Annotated in this window: 17 protein-coding genes; 8 read left to right on the top strand and 9 right to left on the bottom strand. The window is 45.4% G+C overall.

What is annotated here, in order from left to right; translation table 11 throughout:
* Positions 1-14 precede the first annotated feature (14 nt).
* On the bottom strand, positions 15-1,832 hold the full coding sequence (locus A8C56_RS06840; protein WP_067753722.1) for a SusC/RagA family TonB-linked outer membrane protein: 1,818 nt from the start codon (positions 1,830-1,832) through the stop codon (positions 15-17).
* Positions 1,775-3,109 carry a TonB-dependent receptor plug domain-containing protein gene (locus tag A8C56_RS06835; RefSeq protein WP_067753720.1) on the bottom strand — a complete coding sequence of 445 codons (1,335 nt, stop codon included), beginning with the start codon at positions 3,107-3,109 and terminating at the stop codon, positions 1,775-1,777. The genes A8C56_RS06840 and A8C56_RS06835 overlap by 58 nt, the downstream gene beginning before the upstream one ends.
* 361 nt (positions 3,110-3,470) lie before the next feature.
* Here A8C56_RS06835 and A8C56_RS06830 point away from each other — a divergent pair, with 361 nt between their 5' ends.
* Positions 3,471-6,614, top strand: coding sequence for a ligand-binding sensor domain-containing protein (locus A8C56_RS06830; protein WP_067753718.1), 3,144 nt, complete (start codon positions 3,471-3,473; stop codon positions 6,612-6,614).
* Positions 6,615-6,633: 19 nt separating this feature from the next.
* Positions 6,634-7,431 (top strand): response regulator transcription factor, encoded by a 798-nt coding sequence (locus A8C56_RS06825; protein ID WP_084490067.1) that lies wholly within the window; start codon positions 6,634-6,636, stop codon positions 7,429-7,431.
* 694 nt (positions 7,432-8,125) lie between these two features.
* On the opposite strand, the gene A8C56_RS06820 is transcribed toward A8C56_RS06825, so the two are convergent.
* Positions 8,126-9,352 carry a BaiN/RdsA family NAD(P)/FAD-dependent oxidoreductase gene (locus tag A8C56_RS06820; RefSeq protein WP_067753713.1) on the bottom strand — a complete coding sequence of 409 codons (1,227 nt, stop codon included), beginning with the start codon at positions 9,350-9,352 and terminating at the stop codon, positions 8,126-8,128.
* 279 nt (positions 9,353-9,631) lie between these two features.
* On the opposite strand from A8C56_RS06820, the gene A8C56_RS06815 reads away from it, so the two are divergent.
* Both A8C56_RS06815 and A8C56_RS06810 read left to right on the top strand, forming a co-directional pair.
* Positions 9,632-10,336, top strand: coding sequence for a M15 family metallopeptidase (locus A8C56_RS06815; RefSeq protein ID WP_067753710.1), 705 nt, complete (start codon positions 9,632-9,634; stop codon positions 10,334-10,336).
* The gene (locus A8C56_RS06810) at positions 10,333-10,893 is read left to right on the top strand and encodes an AAA family ATPase (protein WP_067753707.1); all 561 of its coding nucleotides are present in this window, start codon (positions 10,333-10,335) and stop codon (positions 10,891-10,893) included. The genes A8C56_RS06815 and A8C56_RS06810 overlap by 4 nt, the downstream gene beginning before the upstream one ends.
* A gap of 485 nt (positions 10,894-11,378) precedes the next feature.
* On the opposite strand, the gene A8C56_RS06805 is transcribed toward A8C56_RS06810, so the two are convergent.
* The 6 genes from A8C56_RS06805 to A8C56_RS06785 form a co-directional block, all read right to left on the bottom strand.
* Positions 11,379-13,439 (bottom strand): CehA/McbA family metallohydrolase domain-containing protein, encoded by a 2,061-nt coding sequence (locus A8C56_RS06805; protein ID WP_067753704.1) that lies wholly within the window; start codon positions 13,437-13,439, stop codon positions 11,379-11,381.
* Positions 13,440-13,479: 40 nt separating this feature from the next.
* Positions 13,480-13,614, bottom strand: coding sequence for a hypothetical protein (locus A8C56_RS25255; RefSeq protein ID WP_262492533.1), 135 nt, complete (start codon positions 13,612-13,614; stop codon positions 13,480-13,482).
* On the bottom strand, positions 13,599-14,792 hold the full coding sequence (locus A8C56_RS06800) for an ATP-binding protein (protein WP_067753702.1): 1,194 nt from the start codon (positions 14,790-14,792) through the stop codon (positions 13,599-13,601). The genes A8C56_RS25255 and A8C56_RS06800 overlap by 16 nt, the downstream gene beginning before the upstream one ends.
* Positions 14,793-14,899: 107 nt before the next feature.
* Positions 14,900-16,603 (bottom strand): sodium:solute symporter family transporter, encoded by a 1,704-nt coding sequence (locus A8C56_RS06795; protein WP_067753699.1) that lies wholly within the window; start codon positions 16,601-16,603, stop codon positions 14,900-14,902.
* Positions 16,604-17,007: 404 nt separating this feature from the next.
* Positions 17,008-17,184 (bottom strand): hypothetical protein, encoded by a 177-nt coding sequence (locus A8C56_RS24650; protein WP_169818751.1) that lies wholly within the window; start codon positions 17,182-17,184, stop codon positions 17,008-17,010.
* Positions 17,174-19,660: a PIG-L family deacetylase gene (locus A8C56_RS06785; RefSeq protein WP_067753693.1), complete on the bottom strand. Its 2,487-nt coding sequence runs from the start codon at positions 19,658-19,660 to the stop codon at positions 17,174-17,176. The genes A8C56_RS24650 and A8C56_RS06785 overlap by 11 nt, the downstream gene beginning before the upstream one ends.
* A gap of 235 nt (positions 19,661-19,895) precedes the next feature.
* Here A8C56_RS06785 and ggt point away from each other — a divergent pair, with 235 nt between their 5' ends.
* The 4 genes from ggt (at position 19,896) to A8C56_RS06765 (ending at position 23,098) form a co-directional block, all read left to right on the top strand.
* Positions 19,896-21,611, top strand: a complete 1,716-nt coding sequence (gene ggt / locus A8C56_RS06780) for a gamma-glutamyltransferase (RefSeq protein WP_084490065.1) — start codon at positions 19,896-19,898, stop codon at positions 21,609-21,611.
* 119 nt (positions 21,612-21,730) lie between these two features.
* Positions 21,731-22,261, top strand: a complete 531-nt coding sequence (locus A8C56_RS06775; protein ID WP_067753690.1) for a DUF1572 family protein — start codon at positions 21,731-21,733, stop codon at positions 22,259-22,261.
* Entirely contained in the window at positions 22,261-22,749 is a 489-nt protein-coding gene (locus A8C56_RS06770) for a GAF domain-containing protein (RefSeq protein ID WP_067753688.1), read from the top strand. Before A8C56_RS06775 ends, A8C56_RS06770 begins: the two co-directional genes overlap by 1 nt.
* Positions 22,750-22,825: 76 nt before the next feature.
* On the top strand, positions 22,826-23,098 hold the full coding sequence (locus A8C56_RS06765) for an acylphosphatase (protein WP_067753686.1): 273 nt from the start codon (positions 22,826-22,828) through the stop codon (positions 23,096-23,098).
* Positions 23,099-23,131 lie beyond the last annotated feature (33 nt).

Here is a 23,131-nt window from a genome sequence, read left to right as displayed (position 1 = left end):
TTTAAAGAATGATATTAAAATTCAAAGTTGATACCTGCAGAATAAATCCTGCTTGATGGCCAGAAACCTGAATCCATACCTCTCATTAATGCATTATTATTGGCTACATCAGGATCCAGACCTTTATATTTGGTAATGGTAAAGAGGTTCTGGCCGCTGATGAATATCCTGGTGCTTTTAAAACCTGCCCTTTTCAGGGCTGAAGCATCAAATGTATAACCGATTTCGAGGTTCCTTAATCTTACATAAGAGCCGTTTTCCAGCCATCTGTCTGTCTGGGCCATATTGTTAGCTGATACAGACGGATCGCTGCCATTATCAACAGCAAGCCTTGGGTCTGTTCCGCCCGTATTGGTTGGGGACCAGGGATCAATCCCATTTCTGTAATTGGTAAGCTGATAACCGTCTAACGCCCTGCGCACATCATCATATATTTTATTACCAAAAATCCCGATAAACTGAAGGTTTATATTAAACCCTTTGTAACTGCCATTGAATTGCAGACCTGATTGTAATGTAGGCCAGGGAGAACCCCTGTATGTTCTGTCCTGGTCATTGATCTGGCCATCATCATTCAGATCCACATATTTTACGTCACCAGGTTTGGCATTCGGCTGAATGATCCTTCCCGCACTGTTCTTATAATTATTAATTTCTTCCTGGCTCTGGAAAAGGCCCGCAGTCTGGATCACAAACCATGAGCCCATAGGATGCCCCACCTGCGTACGCGTATAATTAGCCGGCTCCAGATAATCTACCTTATTGCCACTGGCATCCTCGCCCCGTTCACCAACCGACATTACTTCATTCCTGATGGTCGTAAAATTGCCGGACAGGTCCCATTTAAACGCATGCTGGTGATTTCTGTATGTAGCGGTAAATTCAATGCCTGTATTCTTTATAGAACCGGTGTTCACATACGGGCTTGTGCTGCTGCCCAGGTATTGCGGCAACGGTACTACCAGCAAAACTTTTTTCGACAAAGAACGGTACCAGTCTAAAGAAACGGAGAATGCATTGTTCAAGAGGCTGGCATCCGCCCCGACATCTGTTTGCGTCCTCACTTCCCATCTCAGGTAAGGATTGATGATGGATGCCTGGTACTGACCGATATGAGGGATTTGCGAAGTGCCATAAATGGCCCTGGAAGCACTGTTAATGAAAGCCGTAAACGGCCATGATCCTAATTCATCGCTAAAACCAAGCTCTCCGTAGGACGCTCTTATTTTCAGGTCGTTGATCAGCTCACTTTTGAAAAAATCTTCTTTGCTTAAGCGCCATGCGCCCGCTACAGAAGGAAAATATCCGGTTCTGAGATAGCGGCTAAACCGGGAATCCTGATCCGCACGCCCTGTCAGCGTCAGCAGATATTTATCTGCATAGCTATAATTCACCCGTCCTATCCAGCCATGGTTCCTCCATTTTGAGCTCAGTCCGCCGTCTGCACCGGGACTTCCCAGGGCGGAACCAATTGTGGTAAAGAGGATGCCATTCAGATTCTGTAACACGTTTTTGCTGGCATTGGTATAGTCCCTTTGCTGTTCTACTCTTGAAAAACCCAGTACCCCGTTGATGCTGTGCCTGCCAAAAGATTTGTTGAAATTCAGTGTATGCTCCATCAACATATTGGTGAATCTGGAGCGACCTTCAGATACAAAAGTCTGCGGAGGCTGGTTGGTATAGCGCCAGACGCCTGTATCTCTCACTTCTTTTGAATAATCGAAACTGGCTTCCAGGCCAAAATTGAATTTATAACTTAACCAATCCGTTAATTTTAATGAGGCAAACATATTACCCACAATTTTGGCATAAGTATTATTGACCTTATCCAAAGCAGCATTTGCAAGGTAGTTATTGGCATATGTAGGATTATTGGATGACCCCAACCCCAGCCTCCGGGATTAGAAGGATATAAATTCGGGTCTTTATAATCATCGCTCTGCACCATTATGATTGGCAGCATCTGAGCGGAGTTATAGAAAACGTTCACACCACCGCCGGGGTTTTGAGAGCGGGAGGAACTTAACATCATATTTTCTCCAACTGTTAATCTCCCTTTTCTCATCTCCGTATTTATACGCATACTGGCACGGTCGAATGAATTCGCAACAACCGTTCCCTGGTTACTGTAATAGCCCCCTGACAAATAGTAACTACCTGTAGCAGAGCCTCCTGATACGCCTACATTATAGTCCTGATAAGGACTTGTCCGGTAAACGGCTTTTTGCCAGTCAACATTAATGGTGTTATTCGCTAACTGGGCAGAGATATCAGCCGGCAGTGCCACACCGGAGTTGGTATACTGCTGCTGCGCCGTTTTCAGAAAAGAGGGAGCGTCCATAACATCCCAGACCTTGGGCAACTGCTGCATGCCCACTTTTGCGCTGACACTGATGACAGGATCACCAGCCCTGCCCTTTTTTGTTGTAATGATGATTACACCGCTTCCGGCCCTGGCACCATATATAGCAGCGGCGGATGCATCCTTTAATACCTGAACACTGGCCACATCATCCGGGTTAATGGTTACATTGGCATCAGCGATCATTCCGTCTATTACATATAAAGGACTGAGATATTGAAAATTGGCCGCACCCCTTATTTCTATTGTTGCATTCTGACCAGGCGCTCCTCCGTTCCTCACGGTTACACCGGGAACAAGGCCCTGCAGGGCTTCTGCAACGGAACCTCCGGATATTTTCCGGGCGTCTTCCATTTTTACTACCCCTGTAGCTCCTGTAAGGTCTTTTTTCAGAACGGTCTGATAACCGATAGCTACGACTTCTCCCAGATCCGACTCCTGGCGTTTCATGGTAATGCTGATCTTTGATTGCCCGTTAACCGGCACTTCCTGCTCATGATAACCAACATAGGAAAATACCAGCACATCTGCAGCACCGGCTTTTATACTATATCCGCCTTCAGTATTAGATACCGTAGCCGTAGTGGTATTCTTGATCGCAACCGTTACACCAATTAAGGAGGAACCCTTTTCATCAGTAATTTTACCTGAAACAATTGTTGTTTGTGCAAAGACCCGGCCTCCTCCCAATAGAAAAACAAGGAGGAGCAATATCTCTTCCTTTCCTATACGCAGTTTCTTTTTCATACGAATATATTATTTAATGTTTTTTGATAACATTTGTCTGGCAATAATGCTTTCTTAACCTTGAATAAATTACAGCAATCGATTATTTACAAGCATATCGGGTTGTTACAGCAGGAAATCCATGTAAAAATAGAATTCATAAAAACGCAACAGCCACTATTTTGTCTCAGTTTTTCATCAATCTGTCTCAATAAACACCGCACCCCAAACCTGGAAGGTTTAATACCGGCCCTGCGTACCGTTCTAACAGCTCAGGTGCAGTTTTAATGCCCTGCAGAACAATGAGGCCCCTGTATCTGTGAATTATAGTAAGGAAGATTTTCCGACAAAAAAATTCATGTATGTTTGAAAAAACTTTTAATTGAAGCTGTATTTAACACTTATAGTAGCATACCTGTTTGCATTCCTTTCGCCGGGTTATTGCCAGGAATATTACTTCCGGCATTTCCAGGCAGAAAGCGGCTTATCCAATAATACTACCTCCTGTGTGTTGCAGGACAGCAAAGGTTTTATCTGGATCGGCACCAAAGATGGTCTTGACCGGTTCGATGGGTACAATTTTAAGATCTTCAGGAACAAACAGGATGACAGCACCAGTCTGGGAAACAATTCCGTATGGAAATTATATGAGGCCAAAAACGGCATTATATGGGTGGGAACCGAACGGGGCTTTTATCAGTTTGACCCGGCAACCGAAAAATTCTCTTTTTTAAAAAACACACCAAAGACGCAGGTCAGGAGCATTACAGAGGATGCCGATGGCAATGTATGGCTGATCGTAGGCTTTCAGTTATACCGGCTGGACGGGAACACGCATGAAGTGACCTATATGGATCAGGAAGGGCTGCAATACTGCTCTACCCTCACACTGTCTGTGAATGGCCAGCTATGGGTGGGAAACATGAACGGGGAGATCGGAAACTATGATAAAAAAAAGCAGCAGTTTACCTTCCACTCTGTTTTTGCTCATTCAAAACCGGCCGTTTCCAATTGGATCGAAAAGATCTATGATACAGGAGAAGGCTATTTCCTGATCGGTACATCCAACCAGGGGATCAAGAAATTCTATATTAATGACCGCACCTATGAAGACCTGCTGACCTATAATAAAGACAGAACGGAAATATTTGCAAGGGATTTTGTAAAGGCGCGCAATAATGAATTCTGGGTTGCTACAGAAAGCGGCATCTATATTTATAACGACCAGAAACGGCAATTCATCAATCTGAAAAAGGATGCTCATAACCCCTATGCCATCAGCGACAATGCGATCTATTCCTTTTGCAGGGATAAAGAGGGCGGCATATGGGTGGGCACCTATTTTGGCGGGGTAAACTATTACTCCAATGAGAATCCTTCATTTGAAAAATATTTCCCGGGAAAAGGCAGCTCTTCGCTGCAGGGGAACGCAGTAAGAGAGATTACTGCAGACCGCTATCATCATCTCTGGGTCGGTACAGAAGATGCGGGTTTAAATAAATTTGACCCGCGTACCGGACTGTTTAAAAATTTCAGACCCGACGGAACCATCAGCAGCATTGCCAATACCAACATTCACGGGCTTCTTAGTAATGGAGACCATCTGTGGATCGGAACTTTTGAGCATGGGCTCGACATCATGGATCTTACTACTGAAAAAGTGATCCGGCATTTTAATGCAGGTCCCGGCCCGCACGATCTGAAAAGCAACTTTATTCACAGCATTTATAAAAGCCGGAGCGGCCGCATATGGCTGGGCACTTCCAATGGCATTTACTTCTACAACCCAAAGGGGAACAATTTTACAGCTCCTGCTTTTTTTCCTCAAAACAGTTTTTATTCCAGCATCCTGGAGTGCAGCGAAGGCACCCTGTGGGCCGGGACCTTCCAGGACGGCCTGCATTATTACAACGCATCAAAAAACATATATGGCCGGTTGCAATTGCTCCATAAAGGAAAAGACCGCCTCAGCCGGAACAGGGTTACCTTTCTGCGTGAAGCAAAAGACAAAACACTATGGGTTGCAACAGAGGAAGGACTGTTCAATATAAACCTGGGTAACAAACACCTGATAACCTATACAACAGACAACGGCCTGCCCAGCAACCTGATCTACACGATCACTGAAGACAGCCTGAACCGTTGGTGGATCAGTACCTCCAAAGGGTTGGCCTTACTGAATCCCCGCACAAAAAGTATACGGACTTTTACAAAATCGTCCGGTCTGCTCAGCGACCAGCTGAATTATTCGTCGGCTTTCCAGGATGAGCAGGGGCGGCTTTATTTCGGAAGCGTAAAAGGGCTGATCAGTTTTAACCCTTACCAGTTGCAGCCGGATACCTATCGTCCACCTGTTTATATTACCAATTTTTCCGTTTACAATAAACCCCTGGCCATTTCCGGAAAAGACGGGCCACTAAAAAAATCGTTGCTGCTCACAGATCAGATAACGCTTCCCTATAACCAGTCTACTTTTAATATTGATTTTGCCGCTCTCAACTTCACATCCCCGGATAATGTGGAGTATGCCTACATGCTGGAAGGGCTGGATAAAAGCTGGAATTATATCAAAACAAACAGAAGCGTTTATTTCACCAGGCTCCCGCACGGAACCTATACGTTCAGGGTACGGTCTACCAACAGCAGCGGCATCTGGCAAAACAATGAAAGAACATTAAAGATCATCATCACTCCTCCCTTCTGGAAAACTTCACTGGCGTATGTACTCTATAGTGCGCTTCTTGCAGGGATCCTGTTTTTGACGATACGGAGCTACCGGCAATACCTGACGAACAAACAAAAAAGAAGGATGCAGGTATTTGCTATTGAAAAAGAAAAAGAATTAATAGAAGCAAAGATCGATTTCTTCACAAAAGTAGCCCATGAAATAAAAACGCCTTTAACCTTAATAAAAGCACCGCTTGAAAAAATCACCAAACAAATTGCCCCGACCCCGCAAACTGAAAAATACCTGGGGATCATGAACCGGAATACAGAACGGCTGCTGGAGCTGACCAACCAGTTGCTCGACTTTAGAAAAACAGAATCAGAGCAGTTCTCGCTCCACTTAAAAGAAATGGATATTCCGGGGTTGCTGACGGCAATATGGAATACCTTTCAGCCAACGGCAGAAATGAAGAATATAGTATTTGAACTGTCTGTGCCGGGCACTTCTTTTCAGTCATTAATTGATGAAGACGCGTTTACAAAGATCATCAGTAATCTTTTGGATAATGCCATCAAATATTGTAAAACCAGGGTAACTACTGTCTTAATTCCGCCTTCAGAGGAGCATAAAAATTTTACGATCCATGTCATCAATGATGGCGAGCCTATTCCGGAAGAAGAGCGTTCAAGGATATTTGAGCTTTTTTATCGCTCCCGGTTTACAGAAAGCATCCCCGGTGCAGGCATTGGCCTTGCACTGACCAAATCCCTGCTGGATCTTCATGAAGGCACTATCCGCTTGGATACGACAAAGAATTTAATTATATTTGAGGTGGAGATCCCTGCCAGGCTTGCATAATTAAAAATCATTTTAGATTTTGGATAATACCGTCTTAGTTCATACAGATACAGCAAAAGCAACCATCCTTTTGGTGGACGACAATGAAGATATTCTTGATTTTCTGGCAGATGATCTTGGGGAAAAACATACGGTCCTGTCTGCAAAAAATGCCGGCGAAGCATTCCATATCCTGGAAGATCACAGCGTTCAGCTTATTATCAGTGATATTATGATGCCTGGTATGGATGGCCTGGAATTCTGCGACAGGATCAAGTCCGACTTTAATCTGAGCCATATACCCGTTATTCTGCTTACTGCCAAAAACACATTGCAGGCTAAGATTGAGGGCCTGGATGCAGGAGCCGATGCCTATATTGAAAAACCCTTTTCTCCCGAGCACCTGAATGCCCAGGTTGCCAGCCTGCTCAATAACCGGATGAAGCTTAAGGAATATTTTGCTAAATCTCCTTTAGCCCATATCAACACTATGGCGCATACAAAAATGGATGAGCAGTTCTTGGAACAGCTGCAACAATGCATTGAGGCCAACCTTTCCGATCCGCTTATGGATGTAGAGTTCCTGGCACATGCGCTGAACATGAGCCGGCCTACACTCTACCGCAAAATAAAATCGATTTCGGATCTTTCCCCCAATGAAATGATCAACCTTACCCGGCTGAAAAAAGCCGCGGAAATGATCAGCCAGGGCAACACTTATATGAATGAAATTGCCGGCAGCGTTGGCTATAGCTCCTTAACCCAATTTGGCAGGAATTTTCAGAAGCAGTTCGGTATGTCGCCTACTGATTATATAAAAAAACGGTCGGAGAAATAGATGCAACAGGCTGCTAACAACAGATTGTATTATGCATTGAGGATCTATTATACTTTTGTCTTGCTGAAGCAACCATAAAAGCGCTGCATTTATGCTTTATGAAATGACAAGTAAGCCGAACGTTATCAAAAACGAACGTCATGGTGAGGCAACCATAAAAGCGTTTCATTTAAGTTCATTCGGATGACAAGTTTTTTAATCGTCACCCCGACCAAACCTGCTTTCAGCGGGTGCGCAGAGGGATCTCATCTGTTACAGAGATCTCTCCGCTCGTTCTCCGAACTCGGTCGAGACGACGATCTTGTATGTTGTTGGATTTCAATACAATAAAATACTTGTCATTAACAGCCTGACGAACCATGATTTGATTGTAAAAATCACCCTTCGTTAGACTGCCAATGGCAGATTACATTATATGCTGAAAACCAATCCTACTTTAGTCATGCTGAATTCCCGCCCGGATGACCCGGTCGAGCAGGTATTTCAGCATCTATGTATATTATCACTCAACAGACCCTGAAACAAAAACAGATCCCGGAACAGGTCCGGGATGACATCTTCAGGGTGACCCGTAAGAATAATTGTCATTGCCTCATCCGAACTTTCGGATGATTTTGTTTTTACAAATGGAAAACTCAGGGTGACAGCCTGCTATTATTGTTTATTAGCATTTTCAGTACTTCTTATTAACGGTTTAACCGTTATTTCCCGCAATACAGCTGGCGGCCACAAAACCAGTGCTCCAGGCGTTCTGGAAATTGTACCCGCCGGTAATGCCATCCACATCAATGATCTCACCAGTAAAAAACAGGTTGTTTATTTTTTTGCTCATCATAGTATGCGGCTCAATTTCCGAAAGTGTAATGCCTCCTGCGGTCACAAACTCTTCTTTATAGGTTGTTTTACCCTTAACCGGCAATTCAAAGGCAGTCAGGTTCCGGATCAGTTGATGCTGCAATTTTGCAGGGAGATCCGCCCAGCGCATTTCCTCCTGAATGCCTGATTGCTGCAATAAAAAATGCCAGAAACGCCCGGGTAATTCAAAAGCATTTCTGCCGCTGATCTTCTGTGCCGCCTTTTCAGAACGGTATGCCTGAAAAAGATCGCGCAAAACCGCTTCTGTAAGATCCGGAACCCAGTTGATAAGCGTTGTAAACGTCCATTGCCTTGCAGCCAGCTCCCTGGCGGCCCAGGCACTCAGACGCAGTACAGCCGGGCCGCTGACGCCCCAGTGCGTAATGAGCACCGGTCCCTGCTGGTGCAGCTTTGTTCCCATAATGGTTACCCTTGCATCCGGAACGCTCAAACCCATCAACTGTGTAATGGCATGCTGCGGACTATTAAAGGTAAATAGCGAGGGAACGGGCTCCGCAATTGTATGCCCCAGGTCTTTCAGCCATTGAAACAGTGCCGTTTTAGGGAACCCGCCACAGGCTATTACCACGCTATCGCAATTAAAAAAGGTTTCTCTAGTATAAAGAGTAAACCGCTCCGCGTTTTTCTCAATCCGCTTTACATCACAATGCATTTTTATTTCAACACCATACCTACCGGCTTCTTCCAGCAGGCAGTCAATGATGGTTTCCGAGGAATCTGTTACCGGGAACATGCGGCCATCCGCCTCGGTTTTTAATGGCACTCCTCTTTCCCGGAACCATTGTATGGTATCTGTTGTGAAGAACTGGTGAAAAACCTTTTTTACAAAATGCCGGCCACGCGGGTAACGTTTTGCCATTGCTTCAATATCAAAACAGGCATGTGTTACGTTACAGCGCCCGCCGCCGCTGATCTTTACTTTTGAGAGCAGCTTATTGCTTTTTTCAAGAAGGAGCACCTTTATATTACGATCCATACGTGCCAGGTTTACCGCGCAGAAAAGCCCGGAAGCACCGCCACCGACTATGCATACTGTTTTTATCAATGCTATAATTTTTTATCAAATATAGCGGTATGGAGTGAGATGTGAGAAGAGACATACTCCATCGCCTACTTCCCTCTTCATCCCATTCTACATTCCAGATTCAATATTTTACATTTTGCATTTACTCTCCCCTTTCACATTTATTATTCCTTATTTCTTATTAATTATTTTCATGCCCTTCCTGATCATTATCGGACCATTAGTTATGGACTATTCACTATCGATTATAAACTATAAAAACCACTATCTTTAGTATACAATACAGAGAACAAAAAATCCATGCAGTTTTATAAAATAAGCTATATAATCATTTTGCATTTGGTTATTGCAAAAGCTACTATTGCCCAGCAGTATCCTTTTAAAATCATCAGCACACAAAAAGAATACCGGCAATCGGTTAAAAAGCAGGCAGACAACCGGATGGTGGAGCTAAAAACACAGATCCCCAACCTGGTATATGAATTGCATTATGCTACCACTGATAATTTTATGCATCGGCTGATGTACCCGGCAGGAACAAAAACCACTTTTCTCCGGCAGCCGGCAGTGGCCGCATTGCAAAAAGTGCAGTCTGTATTGAACCGTCAGGGACTGGGATTAAAGATATTTGATGCCTACCGGCCTTTCTCCGTAACTAAAAAATTCTGGGAGTTGATCAAAGATGAACGCTATGTTGCCAACCCCGCGTCCGGCAGCAATCATAACCGGGGAACGGCCGTTGATCTGACTATCATCAACTTAAAAACAGGCCGGGAACTGCCGATGGGCACCGGGTTTGATAATTTTACGGATACAGCGCACCATACCTTTACCCACCTTCCTGAAACGGTATTAAAGAACCGCATTTACCTGAAGAACCTGATGGAGCAGAACGGGTTCAAAGCGCTTAATACGGAATGGTGGCATTATACTTACCAGGGTATGCGCAACTATGATGTATCAGACCTTTCTTTTAAACAACTTACCAAAAATATAACCCGATGATCCGGAAGCGTTTTTTTGTGATCACAGGCGGGCCGGGAGCCGGTAAAACAACTCTGTTAAAAGCAATGCAGGACAAAGGTTTTCACACAGTGCCGGAAGTGTCAAGAACAATTATTCAGCAGCAGGTACTGGAAAACGGAGATGCATTGCCCTGGAAAAACAAATATGCATATGCACAATTAATGTTAGCCGCATCTGTTGCCAGCTATAAAAGCATCATGGAAACATATGACCGGGTACACAGGCCAATCATATTTTTTGACCGCGGCATACCTGATACGATCGGCTATGCAGAGCTGGTCGGTATACAGCCGGAGCTGACCATGTATGAAGCAGCCAGGAACCACTGCTATAATAAAACCGTTTTTATACTGCCTCCCTGGAAGGAGATCTACCAAAAGGATGCAGAACGGAAGCAGGATTGGGACGAAGCAGTAGCCACTTATCATCAAATGAAAACAACCTATGAACAATTCGGTTATACAACCATTGACGTTCCTGTGGGAACAATTGACAGCCGGGTTGATTTCCTGCTTAAAACGGCTGTGAAGCGTTGAGTGCCATCGGCACTCGTGTCGTGTCAAGTTTCTTATTTGTGCTACAAAATGGCAATGACAAATCTTCCTATCATCATCCTGAGCGCATTCCGTAATAGCGGAAGAAGTCGAAGGATCTCTCAATCATCGAACACTTCAATATTTCAGAGACTCCCCGGCTTCGCTCGGATCCGAACATTCGGATGACGAAAGTGTCATTAATCCCCAATGCATAATTCCATCTGTCATTGACAGCCTAAATTTTCTCCCGCAGGCTACGCTGAATTACGCAGATAATCAAATCATTCGCTTTTCTGTGGGAAATATTGCCCTACACATTATAATTGACATGACACCAGGCATTTCTTCCTGACAGCAATGCACATGAATGATGCTCCGCTCTTAAATTCACGGCTATAGTGTATGCACTTACCGGGGCATAATCGTGATAGTCTGAGCTGATTTTTATAAAATTGATTCCCGCGTATTATTACTTCCTGTCTTAATTACTTGAACCAGATGGTCTGTGTAAAGGCCCCGTTGGCGGCCACATCCCAAACCTCGGCCCGGGCCCATTTCCTGTTCCTGAGGTCAGTGTTCAGTTTGAAGGTCTGTTTTCCAAATGCCTTTGTATCATTTAAGTTGATCCGGTCGCGGTAAACCTTTTGACCATCGCCTGATATAATTTCTATAAAGTTTAACGGGAAGGTCCAGTCAACAGTCAATTCAACCGACACCTTGCCAGCCGTATTCGTTACCAGTTCATGCGTTCCTTTACCATTGATTGTAAATGCAGGTAATAAGATCTCGCCGGTGGTCGTAAAAAACTTCCCCTTGCTGATCACATCTAATATTTCCTGCCAGCCCGCATTAAATTCCGGGAGCTTATCTATTTGAAGGTAATTCACATTCAGATGGGCATACATTTCATTTTCCGGTTCTATCGAAAACAGATCGGCCTCACCGATAACATGTTTGTGAAAACCCATGTTGTTGAGGTCGTCCAGGAGATCCAATACGCGTTTACCCAGGCGTGGTTGTGACAAGTCAGCCGGCAGGCTTTTCCAGGCGGCGCCCATGAAATGATCCGATTTGAAAAATGCTTCGTTAAGATATTGATCCGGGAAACCGGTTGATCCCTTTGTACGGGCATGAGCCGTCCAGGCCAGTCCCTTTTCCTGTTCCAGCAATTGAAGCATATCATCCTTATCGGCGATGCGGTACACCTTACCGTATTTCGGATCATTAGTAACAAAGGGCTGATCAGGCTTCCGGGCCATGATCCAGTAAACCGGCCTGGGAAAAAGATCCAGCCAATGACCACCAAAAAATTCGTTGGGTTCTTCGCCGGGCAGCAGCAAAAAGTTCTTATCCGACAACCGCCTGCACTGATCAAATAAGACCCGGAGCTCGGCAAGCCTTTTTTCGTCCGGCCCTTTTTGATGGGCGTTATAGTGAAACTCGGCCAGGTGCACAATGTTCACACCGGTACGGTTGAACACTTTTACAAAACCAGGATGATCAGGCACCGGTTTCCCCTCAATAATTCCCCTGGAAAATTCATTATGGAAATGACTGACCATTGTTTTGTACCCCGCAATTGCCGGATACCTGTCGTCATGTGTATATTGCTTAACAGCCGCTAATAACGCAGCGCTTTGCCCGGTACCCAGCAGGCAGAAAAAATTCAGGCGCTGTTTGGTTCCCGGCGGAGCATTAAACCAGGGAACGAACCGGTGATCGCCCTCCAGATCCTGCCGGATGCCCATACCATAGCCGGAAACCATTCCGCGGTAATTGTTTCCGGTCCAGACAAATTTCAGGTTGAAAGCCTCGTCTAAAGGATAAAAATATTGGTGTGGTGCAGGAAACAGGGCCAGGCTGCCCCCGGAGTTCTCGCCAATGATGCAGCGGTATTTCACCATTCTGTTGCAGCTGGTATCCTGTGCTCCGGTGGCGCTGGTCTGCAACTCGTCTTCTGTATCGGACCAGGCCAGGCGTCTGAAGGCGGGCTGCCGGCTCACCAGCCCACCATCATAGATGATGGCAACCGAATCTTTTTGCGTGCTTAGTACTGCAGCAATATTTAACAAAGGAGATCCGTTATAAAATGTGATCTCCAGTTCGCCGGTGAAGCCCCCGGCTTCCAGGCCGGAGATGGCAACAACAGTATGCGCGCCCTCCGTGGTTACCCTGCATTGTTGTTTGTTAAACGCTACATTAAAGGACTGATGCGGTTTGTTGGGGACTTTATCAAAAAATATATTCCAGCCGTTCTGGGAGATCAAATCCCGTTTACCAACTGTAAGAATAAAAGCAGGATCCAGCCCGGCTGCAATTTGTTGCAGACCGATTCCGATACTCCTAAACAGGGGAGCATTCTTTTGCAGATCAAAAACAACAGTTCCCTGCAGGCCCTTTCCAGCCGGCCAGGAAATAAGCAGCAGCCGGCCGGCAACCGTTGCTTTCACACCTGTACTTTGTTTAAATCCCGATAGGTCGATCTGCGCCTGTGTACCTATAGTAACAGCCAGACACAACAATAATAATTTTAGCTGTATTATCATTTGCTGTTAAACTTTGAACTTGCTTAAAAATGGGATATTGTTAACCCTCTTTTTTCCAGTAGCCACCGGTTTTGGGCGCGCCACGAAACTCTATTTTGTTTTCGTTTCTCAGGATGGTGAGCCAGCGTTCTATTGTTCTTTTAGGCACTTTTATTTGTTCTACAAAAAATGGCACTTTTTTCCCGGGGTTTTCCCTATCAAATCCAATAGGTCATTTACTCCGCCACTTACCCCGCCACCACCCGGAGTAGCATAGGCAATAACCCTGAAGCCATGCTGAAAGTTTTCAAACACAGGCGTTTTTAACCCGTAGCTGACAAAACCATCTTTAATCTTTTTGATACCTGAACCGTACTTTTCCATAAGCTGCGCCTCTTTAAAAGTAGCAGCAATTTTTTTGTTGCGGGCCCATGAAGAATAATCTCCGCTTAACAACTGCTCCACGGTAATATTATCAGGCAACCTGCCGGGGTTAAAAAACTCTATGAAATCATCATATATTTTTACGGAAGAATCTCCCGGATCCATATAATCCCTGTGAACAATCATATTGATTACAATTTCCCTCAGCGCATCCATGGGATATTGCCAGCGCTCTTCCCGGCGCGGATCGCCGGCGATAATATAACTTTTGTTTATGTGCTTACGTATAAAATCCAATACATTATCTACTTCACTAAATAAATCAGCCCTTATAGTAAGTCCGTCCTTAATACTGGTAGGTGTGGAAAAACGCCCCAATTCTATTGCAGCCTGAAATACATCCCCTTGAGCAAACATAAGAAAACCGGCATTGGTTACCTGCGTGCCTTTAATCAGCTCATACTTATTTAAAACAGTTAACGGGTCATCTGTAATAAGATATTGCCTTCCTTTGTTGCAATCAGCAATAAACCGGTTTACCTTATTGAGCGATAGTGTGCCGATACTTCTTTCCGGGTTAATATAGCTATCCCAGCTTGTATTAAAAGACCGCAGGTGCATTTCAGCTATTTCAGAAAGAGATAACCGATGATTGGCATTATTTACCCGCTTCAAATAGCGGCCTTTAAAGGCTACCGGTTTTACGGGAAATTCTTTAACAGATAAAACGCCTACTTTAATACCATCCATCACCACCAGGTCTACATCCGGTATAATACTGGGCTGTGTTTTTACCTTAACCTCGTTGATCCATTTTTGAAATGTTTCCTCGCCAATGGTAAAACCTTTCACCGGCCTGCCCCTGTCATTTACTCCAATATATACCTTTACCCCCTTTGCATTAGCAAAGGCTGAGAGCGTTTCAATGGCGGCATCGCCAAAGCCACTTTTAAACTCAGTATGTTCGTTTTCTTTCAGTGCAGCAGGCATTATTATTGTAAGCTATTTTTCAAAGATAGCAAAGTGCCTAAAAATTATTGCGCCGCAGTGGCAACCTTTATATTCAATATTTCTATCAACCAGGTTGTTGCCCTATTCTAAACATTTTGAGCTCTCGCCGGCTGTATCCATTGTAACAAATAAGCAATGCTCCATACCAGCAAGGCCCCTATAGCGTTCAGCCAGAGAAAACCCAGCTGGATCACTCCATATTCGCTCAGGAAGAATAGTAAGATCACGATCAGCTCGGCAACCAGGGCCGACCAGAACACGGCATTTCCCTTTATTATTTTTGAATAAAAGGCCACCAGGAAAATGCCCAGTATGGTACCATAGAAAAGAGAGCCCAGTATGTTCACCACTTCAATCAGGCTGCTGCCCCAGCTGGTTACAAACATGGCTACCGCTATGCAAAACAGTCCCCACCAGAGGGTATAGCGCTGGGAGGTTTTGTAATCCTTTGCCTCATTATTTTCCTTTGAGATAAACTGCTTATGAAAATCGATCATGGTACAGGATGCCAGTGAATTCAAAGCAGCGGCAATACTGCCCCAGCTCGCAAGGAAAATAATGGCAATGATCAGCCCCACCAGGCCGGCCGGCAAATAATCCACTACAAAACGCAGAAAAATATAATTGGTATCATTATCAGTACCGCCATTCTGTTTTACCAGGCCTTTGATAGCGGTGCGAACAGACGCTGTTTCCCGCTGCAGCCGGTTCAATTGCTCAAAAGCATGCTGCTGCTCATGCGGGTACAATGCCAGCGCCTGTTCTTTTTGCTGCTGCAGTACATCCATCCGGTGCTGCAACTGCTGCAACGAGTCTTTATAAACAGATTGCTCCAGGCGCTTTATTTCAAAATCGTTGAAAAAAGCCGGAGCTTTATTAAACTGGTAAAATGCAAAAACCAGCACACCGATCAGTAAAATCAGGAACTGCATCGGAACCTTTACCAGCCCGTTCATCAGCAATCCTAAGCGGCTTTCTTTTAAACTTTTTGCCGTAAGGTAACGGCCTACCTGCGACTGATCGGTTCCAAAATAGGAAAGCGCCAGGAAAAAGCCGCCTATAATGCCGCTGAAAATATTATACCGGTCGCCCCAGTCAAAACGGCCATTTTTTGTAAATCCGCTGGTAATAATATTCATTTTACCCAGCTTGCCACCAACCTGCAAGGCGTCTGAAAAGCCGATGCCTTCCGGAAGGTCTTTTACAATAAAATATGCTGCTGTAAACATAGCTCCCATGATAATCAGGAACTGGAAGGTTTGTGTATAGGCTACCGCCTTTGCCCCGCCGGTTACGGTATAGATGATCAGCAAGCCTCCCATGAACAGGTTTGTCAGATAAATGTTCCATCCCAATAATACAGACAGGATAATAGATGGCGCATAAATACTGATGCCTGTTGAAAGCCCGCGCTGCATTAAAAAAAGGAAGGAAGTAAAAGTCCTTGTTTTAAGATCAAACCGGTTCTCCAGGTATTCATACGCAGTAAATACCCTCAGCTTGCTGAAAACAGGCACAAAGGAAATACAGATGATGATTGCGGCAACCGGCAATCCAAAGTAATATTGTACAAACCGCATACCGTCTGTATAGGCCTGCCCGGGCGCTGCTAAAAAAGTAATAGCGCTGGCCTGGGTGCCCATAATGCTTAAAAGGATCAGGTACCAGGGTAAATTCCTGTCAGAAAGAAAATATCCGTCGAGGTTACGGGAAGTACGGCTTTTATATACCCCGTAAAGGATAATGCAGGCCAGGGTTACTATCAGTACGATCCAGTCTAACGGTTTCATGAATATTTTTTAGTAAGCCAGTAAAACACGGCAATCAATCCGGCCAGAACCACCAGCACCAGAATGTACCAGCCTGTCCAAGAGCTGAAAAGCGGGATTTTTTTCCTATCATGGCTTTGCTTCATAATATAATTCCGGGCATCTGAAATGATGCGGCTGTAAATAAATATAAGCCTAATTAACATTACAGACAGATCTTTTGATCCGTACAGATCTGCCTACCGGCAAGACAGGCACGAACCGGGGCATTTCGCCGTGGCCCATGTTCGCATGCGCCATTCAAATAAAAAAAGATGATGCACCGTATCAACAGCCTGCATTCCATCAGAAAAAATCATTGCAATCATAACAAAACGCCAACGGCTTATCCAGGTTATGCTGGTCATATAACAGCACTCAGACAATCAGCGTTTACGCAGACCGTTTGTAAATACGATCGCAATTCCTATGAGCAGCCCCAGCATCAGGCCGATCCGTACCCGTTTTATAAACACGCCTACCAGCAATCCGATAACGATCGCGATCAAAAAAGCCATCTCCCCTCTCCGGATGCCCATAAATTCCCTGTTCTTATCTGTCATTTGTTGTTATTGTTGACTGCGAATTTAGGGCAATAATATTTGCAAATAACCGAATGGCGCCAGGCACGCCTGCGGGCAATTGCCTGAAAAACGCAATACCGGAATAGGTAAAATAGCCCTTCCCGTATTTGCCGGTCAGTAAGGCACCTGAATTATCCGGTTCACCCGGGTCATGCATGGAAAGAACCGGTTTCAGTTCTTTATCCCAATCAGCGCCATGGTAGGTACTCCGCTCCTGCACCCAGCCTTCAAAATCCTTTTGTGTAATTTTATTCGGATAGTTTAATACAGCTGCTTTCGGGTCAATAAAGGTTACCGCTGCTTTTTCATCCGTGATCCGGTTCCTCGAAATAGAAAAATTATAGGGGCCGATCTTTGCCTTTACCGGTCCGATGTTATTATTGGTATTGTATTGCACGATGAGATTGCCTCCATTCTTTACATAGGTCATCAGCTTACCATAGGCATCGTTCAGCCAGTCGTTCACATTATAGGCACGCACACCGCTTATGATTGCATCCAGCGCCGAAAGATCGGCCGTTGCTATCCTGTTCCGGTCCAGCAACACTACTTCATACCCCATTGCTGATAATACTTCCGGCACTTTATCGCCCGCGCCCGGGATATAGCCTATTTTCTTTCCTGCGGTCTTCAGGTCAATATTCAGCAATTTTACAGAATCACTGAAAAAATAATTGACATAGGGAATATGATCATAGCGGATCGACTGCAAGGTTTTATCATACCGGTGGCCCTCTTTATCCTGTGCAAAGCCGCTGACCGTTGTTACTTCTTTTGTCAGCAGCCTGTTGGAAACAGGGATCAAAACACCCTGGCCGGTATCTGCAACTGCCTTAGCAGCATTTTCCGGCAGGCCGGTTAACCCATAGGAAAGCTGATCCGGTTTCAAATCAGTTGAAAGAAGGTCTAACCGCAGGCTCTTTGTTGTTTCTTTATTCCGGTTGAACAATACAATTTTTGGCGAAAGCTGTACAGTAGCTTTGGGCACAATAATCATCGGTTCATACAATTCTCCTTTTACCGGATCTGCAAAATTATACTGCACCGGCTGCCTAAAAGAAAGATCCGTTCCGTTGAGCGATACATTGAAAACCGCAGTATAAGCCGGCGTTACATCGGGGTTGCCTATTTCCTGCTGATCCGTTACCGTATAATTAGCAGGTGCCATTGGTTCCTTCAGCCAGTAAGGCTGGGTAAGCGGGGCGTTTTCTGGTATGTTAAGAACAATGGACTGTGTAAAATCAACATCCGGCTCCAGTTTTTTGTTAACCGGTATGGTTTTACCATTGAGCTCAATGCTTTTCAACAGTACAGTGCCCGGGGAACGGTTAATGATCGAAGCATCCACCGTTACAGTGCTCCCCTGTAAAACCTTTTGCGTTCGGCTGGCTGCTTTTATAAAAAGCCCGCCGCATTGCCGGATCAGCTCCTGCACTTCCTCTTTTTTCTCCTGTTTCCAATAGGAATCCGGCAATCCGCTGATCTGCTGGTATAGATGCACCAATGCAGAAATAGAAGCAGCAGGATGATCTACTGAAAAATCATTTTCAATTTTAGTTACTGCGGCTTCTATATTTTTGCCTTCAGGGCCTATCCTGTTCCAGGTAAGGTCGATCCCATCCATCAGCTCATTAACAGGCGCACTTCCGCTGATCGTTTTAAAATATTCCCAGTTCCGGCCTCTTGTTGCCATGGAGCCAAATCCCTGGCTTTTGTGCTGGCTTCTGCTCAGTGCCGCAATTTCTCCATAGCTTTTTCCCAGTGCCGCATTAAAGCCCCCCGCATCCATTTTAAACTGCCCGGGGCCGGTAGTGTTCAAACCGCCAAAATTGAAAGTGTTCCATAAAAGGCGCTTTGCCTGCCAGGGCTGCACATATTTCAGTTGCTCCGGAAAGCGGTTGGGATCAGCGGCCATTTTAAAGGCTTCACGGGCAAGGATCGCGGAAGCGGTATGATGACCATGGCCGCCCTCACCCGTTGTGGGAAAACGCGTAATGATAATATCCGGCTGAAATTTCCGGATCACCCAAACCACATCGCTCAGCACCAGGTTGCGGTTCCATATATGAAAGGTTTCTTCAGGGTTCTTTGAAAAACCGAAATCGAAAGCGCGTGTAAAGAACTGCTCTCCGCCATCAATCCTGCGTGCCGCCAATAATTCCTGTGTGCGGATCAGGCCAAGCGCCACGCCCTGCTCATTGCCGATGAGGTTTTGACCGCCATCGCCCCTTGTCAATGATAAATAGCCGGTACGGTATTGCTTTTCGTTTGCCAGGCAGGCGATCAACCTTGTGTTCTCATCATCAGGATGTGCAGCCAGGTACAGCACAGAACCCAGAACATTTAACCGGTGAATGCCCTGTAGTATTGCTGCACCGGTCATCTGACGCGGAGCCTGTGCTTTCCCAATACTGCTGATGCAAAGGACCAGGCAACTAAAAATCCATCTCTTCATATAACGAATATATAAAATTTGCAGGTTGCGTTGCAATAAGAGGGAACATAACATTTTTGTCCTGTTTATTATGCCACAAATACCAGCCTGTCCGGCAGGCAGGCATGTATAAGCCAAAGGGCCAGCTTCATTATTGAATATACACAAGTGCCCACTCATCTGCTGTAATACAATTCCAACACAATGAGCAACGTCTCTTTTTTTCTTACCTTTCCGTCTCAAATTTTTTGATCCAATGCTTAAATCAGCTTTCTGTTATTTTTTTGCTGCGCTGGTGCTGTTGCCACCTGCAGTACGATCTGTGGCCCAGGGAACCGTAAATGCCTACAATTATTCCAGTGACAAAAATATTACAGCCGGCAAAGGCGCTGTTGTTTCTGCACATCCGCTTGCCAGCCATGCAGGACTTGAAATGCTGAAAAAGGGCGGAAACGCCGTAGATGCAGCCATTGCCACGCAATGGGCTTTGGCAGTGGTATACCCCGGTGCGGGCAATATCGGGGGTGGCGGATTTATGGTTGCCCGGCTGGCCGGTAATAAAACAATTGCACTGGATTACCGGGAAATGGCGCCCGGCAAGGCACACAGGGATATGTACCTGGATAGCGCCGGTAATGCCATTGCAGAAAAAAGCCTCAATGGGCATTTATCCGGTGGTGTGCCCGGAACCGTTGCCGGCTTATTTGCCGCACATCAGTATGCACGGCTTCCAATGAAGGTGCTGATCCAGCCGGCAATTGATCTTGCAGAGCACGGGTTTGTGATCACTGCAAACGAAGCGCGCGGTCTGAACAATAATCAGGACGATTTCAAAAAATACAGTACCCTGCCGTCGGCCTTTGTAAAAGAGGCCGGATGGAAAGCAGGAGACACACTTATTCAAAGGGATCTGGCTCAAACCTTAATGCGCATCCGTGATAAAGGGCAAAAAGGGTTTTATGAAGGAAAAACCGCTGCGCTGATTGTTGACGAAATGAAAAGGGGAAACGGGCTCATATCGCTGGAAGACCTGAAAAACTATAAGGCAAAATTCCGCAAACCACTGGAATTTGATTATAAAGGGTATCATATCATTGGCATGCCCATGCCCAGCAGCGGGGGCCTGCTCACTAACCAGCTACTGAAAATGATTGAGCCTTTTGATATTGGTGCCATGGGCTTTGAGACTTCCTCATCCGTTCAGCTGATGGTGGAAGCAGAGCGGCGTGCTTATGCCGACCGTGCCAAATACATGGGGGATGACGATTTTATAAAGGTTCCGGTAGATGCCCTGAGGAGCGACCGGTACTTAAAGTACCGGATGAAAGATTATGTTCCGGACAGGGCCGGCAGCAGTAAGATCACCCGGCCGGGTATACTGCCGGGGTATGAAAGTGAAGAAACCACGCACCTGAGCGTTTTGGATAAAGAAGGAAACGCAGTAGCCGTTACCACCACATTAAATAATACGTATGGAAGCAGAACCGTTATCGGCGGCGCAGGATTTATTCTAAATGATGAAATGGACGATTTCAGCGCCAAGCCCGGTTCTCCCAACCTTTATGGGGCCCTGGGCGGTAAGGCCAACGCTATTGCCCCCGGGAAGCGGATGCTGAGCGCTATGTCTCCTACTGTTGTACTAAAGAACAATAAACCTTTTTTAGTATTGGGCACGCCAGGCGGTACTACCATCCCCACCTCCGTTTTCCAGACCCTGGTGGATATACTGGACTTTAAAATGACCACCAGTGACGCGGTGAATCAACCCAAGTTCCATCATCAATGGCTGCCGGACAGGATTGATATTGAAAAAGGATTCCCGGAAGAAACGGCAGAAGGATTAAAAAAAATGGGATACACTTTATATCAAAGAGGGCAGATCGGCAGAACGGAAGTGATCAAAGTGCTGCCCGACGGGAAACTGGAGGCAGTAGCCGACCACAGGGGCGACGATGGTGCTGCGGGATGGTAGAGGAAGGGGAATAAGAAATATAAAATAAGGAATGAAAAATTAAAATGGAGAAGGAAATAAACAATCGTTTGTAATGCAGCATTGCATTCTGAAATCTTAATTCTGAAACTTTACGCACTATGAACGGAACAATATTTTTAAAAAGCGCGATCCGGCAATTCAAAGATTATAAATTGCTGGCCGAAAAAACATTTGCCCAATTAAAGGATGAGGATTTTTACCATCATCCGGATAGCGCAAATAATACCCTGGCTGTTAACATCACCCATTTACACGGGAACATGCTCAGCCGCTGGACCCGTTTTTTAACAGAAGACGGGGAAAAGGAATGGCGCAGGCGCGATGAGGAGTTTGAGGAACAGGAGCTGGATCGTAAAAAGCTTATGCAGCTTTGGGAAGAAGGCTGGGCCTGTTTATTAAACGCATTGGCTGCCCTGAAGCCGGATGATCTTGATCAAACCATTTACATCCGCACACAGCCACATACCGTTATTGAAGCAATACACCGCCAGTTGACCCATTATGCCTATCATGTAGGCCAGATAGTATTTATTGGCAAACAGATAAAAGGAGCACAATGGCAGAGCCTGTCTATTTCCAGAGGCGGCTCTGCAGCTTATAACCAGCAATTAAAATCAGATCAGCAATAATGGCCGAAGATCTTTCTATAAACAAGGGAACCAGGGAAGAGCAATATCAGTCCCTGCTGCCTCAGATCAGCGCAATCATTGAAGGTGAACCGGATCTGATTGCCAACCTGTCCAATATTACTGCGGCATTGAAAGAGCAGTTCAACTGGTGGTGGGTAGGTTTTTACCTGGTAAAAAATGATGAGCTTGTATTAGGCCCTTTTCAGGGACCTGTTGCCTGTACCCGGATCAAAAAAGGACGCGGCGTCTGTGGTACGGCATGGCTAAAAGCCACAACACTTATTGTGCCCGACGTTCAGAAGTTTCCCGGGCATATTGCCTGCAGCAGTGTTTCAAAATCAGAAATCGTTGTTCCTGTTATTCATAACAATGTTGTTGTAGCGGTTCTGGATGCGGACAGCGAGCACCCGGATCATTTTGATGCAACAGATCAAAAATACCTGGAACAACTGACCGGTACTATCGTTTTTAACGCACCCTCCGTTTAGATGCGCGCGTTTGTATGTTCAGTCAATATCTTTGTATATTTTAAATACATCAATCGCTCACTTTAAACCCATTTGTATGAAAATAAAAAAAATAATCATTACCGGAAAAGTGCAGGGTGTTTTCTTCAGGAGATCAGCAAAAGAGCAGGCAGATATTATGGGCATCCTGGGATCAGCGGAAAATATGCCCGACGGCTCTGTTCTAATCTACGCCGTTGGAGATGAAGTGCCTTTACAACGCTTTATTGACTGGTGCAAACGGGGGCCTGCCGGTGCTAAGGTTGAGAATGTTACCATAACGGATGTACCAGAAACCAGAGAGTACCGGTGGTTCGAGATATTGGGGTAGGCATTGGCTTTCTGATCAATAACTTATACATAT

Origin of the sequence: Niabella ginsenosidivorans (assembly GCF_001654455.1) — a bacterium.
Classification (GTDB): domain Bacteria; phylum Bacteroidota; class Bacteroidia; order Chitinophagales; family Chitinophagaceae; genus Niabella; species Niabella ginsenosidivorans.
This window is presented reverse-complemented; position numbering and strand designations above follow the sequence as displayed.

Coding starts and splice junctions, on each gene's coding strand:
- A8C56_RS06800 (WP_067753702.1), bottom strand. CDS start 14,792: ATGCCTGCTGCACTGAAAGAAAACGAACATACTGAGTTTAAAAGTGGC.
- A8C56_RS06805 (WP_067753704.1), bottom strand. CDS start 13,439: ATGATAATACAGCTAAAATTATTATTGTTGTGTCTGGCTGTTACTATA.
- A8C56_RS06770 (WP_067753688.1), top strand. CDS start 22,261: ATGGCCGAAGATCTTTCTATAAACAAGGGAACCAGGGAAGAGCAATAT.
- A8C56_RS06785 (WP_067753693.1), bottom strand. CDS start 19,660: ATGAAGAGATGGATTTTTAGTTGCCTGGTCCTTTGCATCAGCAGTATT.
- A8C56_RS06810 (WP_067753707.1), top strand. CDS start 10,333: ATGATCCGGAAGCGTTTTTTTGTGATCACAGGCGGGCCGGGAGCCGGT.
- A8C56_RS06775 (WP_067753690.1), top strand. CDS start 21,731: ATGAACGGAACAATATTTTTAAAAAGCGCGATCCGGCAATTCAAAGAT.
- ggt (WP_084490065.1), top strand. CDS start 19,896: ATGCTTAAATCAGCTTTCTGTTATTTTTTTGCTGCGCTGGTGCTGTTG.
- A8C56_RS24650 (WP_169818751.1), bottom strand. CDS start 17,184: ATGACAGATAAGAACAGGGAATTTATGGGCATCCGGAGAGGGGAGATG.
- A8C56_RS06835 (WP_067753720.1), bottom strand. CDS start 3,109: ATGAAAAAGAAACTGCGTATAGGAAAGGAAGAGATATTGCTCCTCCTT.
- A8C56_RS06815 (WP_067753710.1), top strand. CDS start 9,632: ATGCAGTTTTATAAAATAAGCTATATAATCATTTTGCATTTGGTTATT.
- A8C56_RS06795 (WP_067753699.1), bottom strand. CDS start 16,603: ATGAAACCGTTAGACTGGATCGTACTGATAGTAACCCTGGCCTGCATT.
- A8C56_RS06765 (WP_067753686.1), top strand. CDS start 22,826: ATGAAAATAAAAAAAATAATCATTACCGGAAAAGTGCAGGGTGTTTTC.